The following is a 2,932-nucleotide window of genomic DNA, read 5'->3' on the forward strand; positions in this document are numbered from 1 at the left end:
TCGGCACTACCGCTTTGCTCTCTCCCTTTCGCGTAGCGAAGGGGAGGGTTGGGGAGGGGTTGGTTTTCGCTGGTAAAGCCCCTGCCGAGCATGGCTCGGCACTACGGATTTGCAGCGTCGGCTGTGCCTGCCGCGGCATCCAGCTCGGCCTGCTGTGCCTTGCTGGCCTGTTCGGCGACTGCAGCGGCCGCCTTCGCCTGGTCCAGGTCCTTGCTCATCGCCTCGCGCAATGCCGTTGCCTGTGGATCAGGGCGACGTTCGGTGTCCGGCGGCTGTGGCTTGCCACATGCGGCCAGGGCCAACAGCAAAAGCGCGATCAACAGGAGATGGGGTTTCATCGGCATGCTCCATTGGGCTCAGGCCGTTATCCTAGTCCCATCCCCACGCAGCGTCCTTCCGCGGCGCCGCACCGAGCATCGACGAGGAAACGCAATGAACCCGCAGCGCTGGCGATTGGATGGACAGACCGCTTTGGTAACCGGAGCCACCGCCGGCATCGGGCTGGCGATCGCACGCGAGCTGATGGGCTTTGGCGCGGACCTGCTGATCGTCGGGCGCGATGTCGATGCGCTGGAAACCACCCGCGACGAGCTGGCCGACAGTTTTCCCGACCGCAGCGTCCACGCGCTTTCCGCCGATGTCAGCGATGACCAGGACCGGCAGGAGATCCTGGACTGGGTCGAAGACCACAGCGATGGTCTGAACATCCTGGTCAACAATGCCGGTGGCAACGTCACCAAGCCCGCAACCGAATATTCCGAAGACGAGTGGCGCGGCATCTTCGAGACCAACCTGTTCTCGGCGTTCGAACTGTGCCGCTACGCGCATCCGCTGCTCACCCGGCATGCCTCCTCGGCCATCGTCAACGTGGGCAGCGTGTCCGGCATCACCCATGTGCGCAGCGGCGTGGTCTATGGAATGACCAAGGCCGGCATGCAGCAGATGACCCGCAACCTGGCCTGCGAATGGGCCGAGGATGGTATCCGGGTGAATTCGGTGGCGCCGTGGTATATCCGCACCCGTCGTACTTCCGGGCCGCTGTCGGACCCGGATTATTACGACGAGGTGATCGCGCGCACGCCCATGCGGCGTATCGGTGAGCCCGAAGAAGTCGCTGCCGCGGTAGGCTTTCTGTGCCTGCCGGCCTCGAGCTATGTCACCGGCGAATGCATCGCGGTGGACGGCGGCTTCCTGCGCTACGGCTTCTGAGCGGCGCAGTCACTGGCGTCCCACAGCGCCTGCAGGCGCTGGTAGTGCGCTAGCGCGTCCGGTTGTGCCAACGAGGTGAAGCGCGCCGCGGTTTCCGCATCACGCACGCGTTGCTGCCAGGTGCTGCACAGCTGCGTGGGGTCAATGGCGGTGCAGGTGTCGCGCTGTACCTCGCAGGCTTCACCGGCACCCTTGGCGGGATTGCCGTCAAGTCCAACCACGCGCATCGGTACGCAACGGCTGGGTGGGTCGGCGGTTTCGCTGAGGTAGTCATCTATGCCGCGGCCCTTGCACAGGAACAGCGCCGGCAAGGCGACCGGTGTCGGCTTTTCCACCGGAAGGGGAGCTACGGGTGTGGTGGGTGCGGTCTGGGCCGCCGGTGCTGCAGGTGGCGCTGGGAGTGCAGGCAGCGGTGCCAGCATCGGCGGCGGTGCGGCAACGGCCTGCATCACCTTGGTGGTCTGTTGCATGCCCTTGGGGCAGGGCATGTTCTGGATGGTCAGCGCGCCGCTGGCGTCGGTGCAGCGGTAGAAGGTGATGTCACCGGCGTGGGCCGTAGCGGGCAACAGCAGCATCAGCAGGACCAGTCGACGCATCAGTGGCCACCACAATCCTGGTCCAGCCGCGCTTCAATACCGCGCTGTTCGCGCACCAGCTCACGGCGCTCGCTCTGCAGGGCGCTGTTGTAGCGCCGGATCAGTTCCCAGCGGCGATCGCGCAAGCGCGCGCAGACTTCCTGCGGTGGCAAGGCAGTGCAGCTGTCGCGCACCAGCACCGAGCCCATTGGAACCGCTACGCCGGCTCGCCATGGGATGTCACCACCAGCGGGTGGGCGCGGAGGGCGCGGCCCCCCATGGCCGGGACCGTGGTGGCTCGGATAGGCATAGCCCCATGTCGGCACCCAGCGTGGATTGCCGTCGTTGTTGTCACTGGTATAGCGCTCGCCCTCGCTGGTGACGCACTCGTACATCGGCTGTGGCGGCTGCACGGTAACCACGCGCACTTCGCGCTGGATGACCGGTGGGGGTGCGGGTACCGGTGTTGTGGCAGGGCGCGCCGGTGGGTCCTTCGGTCGCGCCATGTCCAGCACCTGTTGCTGGTGTGCCTTGGTGCAGGGTGCATCCTGCAGCGACACCGCCCCGTTGCTGCCAACGCAGCGGTAGAGGCGCACGTTGTCTGCGGCGGGCGGATCAACCGCCAATGCGGCGGTTGGCCACCAGATCAGGTAACCGAGCAGGCAACCAGGCAGGAGTGGACGAGGACGCATGCGGACAGTGTGCCATGCCCGCAGGCGGGGCGGCATATGCGGCCCTGTAGCGCCGAGCCATGCTTGGCTGAGCTTTTCCGGTGAATTCCCCTGCCGAGCATGGTTCGGCACTACGCCTTTGCGCCCTCCTTTTGGCGAAGCCAAGGGGAGGGTTGGGAGGGGTGCTTTTCAGGCATTGCTGGAAGCGCCCTGTAGCGCCGAGCCATGCTCGGCTGAGGCTGTACCGGTGAATGCCCCTGCCGAGCATGGCTCGGCACTACGCCTTTGATCCCTCCTTTTGGCGAAGCCAAGGGGAGGGTTGGGGAAGGGTTGGCTTTTCGGGCATTGTCGGAAGCGCCCTGTAGCGCCGAGGCACGCTCGGCTGAGGCTGTACCGGTGAATGCCCCTGCCGAGCATGGCTCGGCACTACGCCTTTGCGCCCTCCTTTTGGCGAAGCCAAGGGGAGGGTTGGGAGGG

The 2,932-nt window shown here is 65.9% G+C and carries 4 protein-coding genes; 1 reads left to right on the forward strand and 3 read right to left on the reverse strand.

From position 1 onward, the window contains the following. Nucleotides 1-101: 101 nt before the first annotated feature. Nucleotides 102-338, reverse strand: coding sequence for a hypothetical protein (locus B2527_RS05465; protein ID WP_293706522.1), 237 nt, complete (start codon nt 336-338; stop codon nt 102-104). A 94-nt stretch (nt 339-432) separates the two neighbouring features. Here B2527_RS05465 and B2527_RS05470 point away from each other — a divergent pair, with 94 nt between their 5' ends. Then, nucleotides 433-1,209 (forward strand): SDR family oxidoreductase, encoded by a 777-nt coding sequence (locus B2527_RS05470; RefSeq protein WP_293706523.1) that lies wholly within the window; start codon nt 433-435, stop codon nt 1,207-1,209. Here B2527_RS05470 and B2527_RS05475 read toward each other — a convergent pair. Together B2527_RS05475 and B2527_RS05480 are read right to left on the reverse strand one after the other, a co-directional pair. After that, nucleotides 1,197-1,805 (reverse strand): DUF4124 domain-containing protein, encoded by a 609-nt coding sequence (locus B2527_RS05475; protein WP_293706524.1) that lies wholly within the window; start codon nt 1,803-1,805, stop codon nt 1,197-1,199. The genes B2527_RS05470 and B2527_RS05475 overlap by 13 nt on opposite strands. Continuing rightward, a complete protein-coding gene (locus B2527_RS05480) occupies nt 1,805-2,476 on the reverse strand; it encodes a DUF4124 domain-containing protein (protein WP_293706525.1) in 672 nt (223 codons plus the stop codon). The genes B2527_RS05475 and B2527_RS05480 overlap by 1 nt, the downstream gene beginning before the upstream one ends. Nucleotides 2,477-2,932 lie beyond the last annotated feature (456 nt).

The sequence above is a fragment of the Stenotrophomonas sp. UBA7606 genome (assembly GCF_002477705.1).
Taxonomy (GTDB): Bacteria; Pseudomonadota; Gammaproteobacteria; order Xanthomonadales; family Xanthomonadaceae; genus Stenotrophomonas.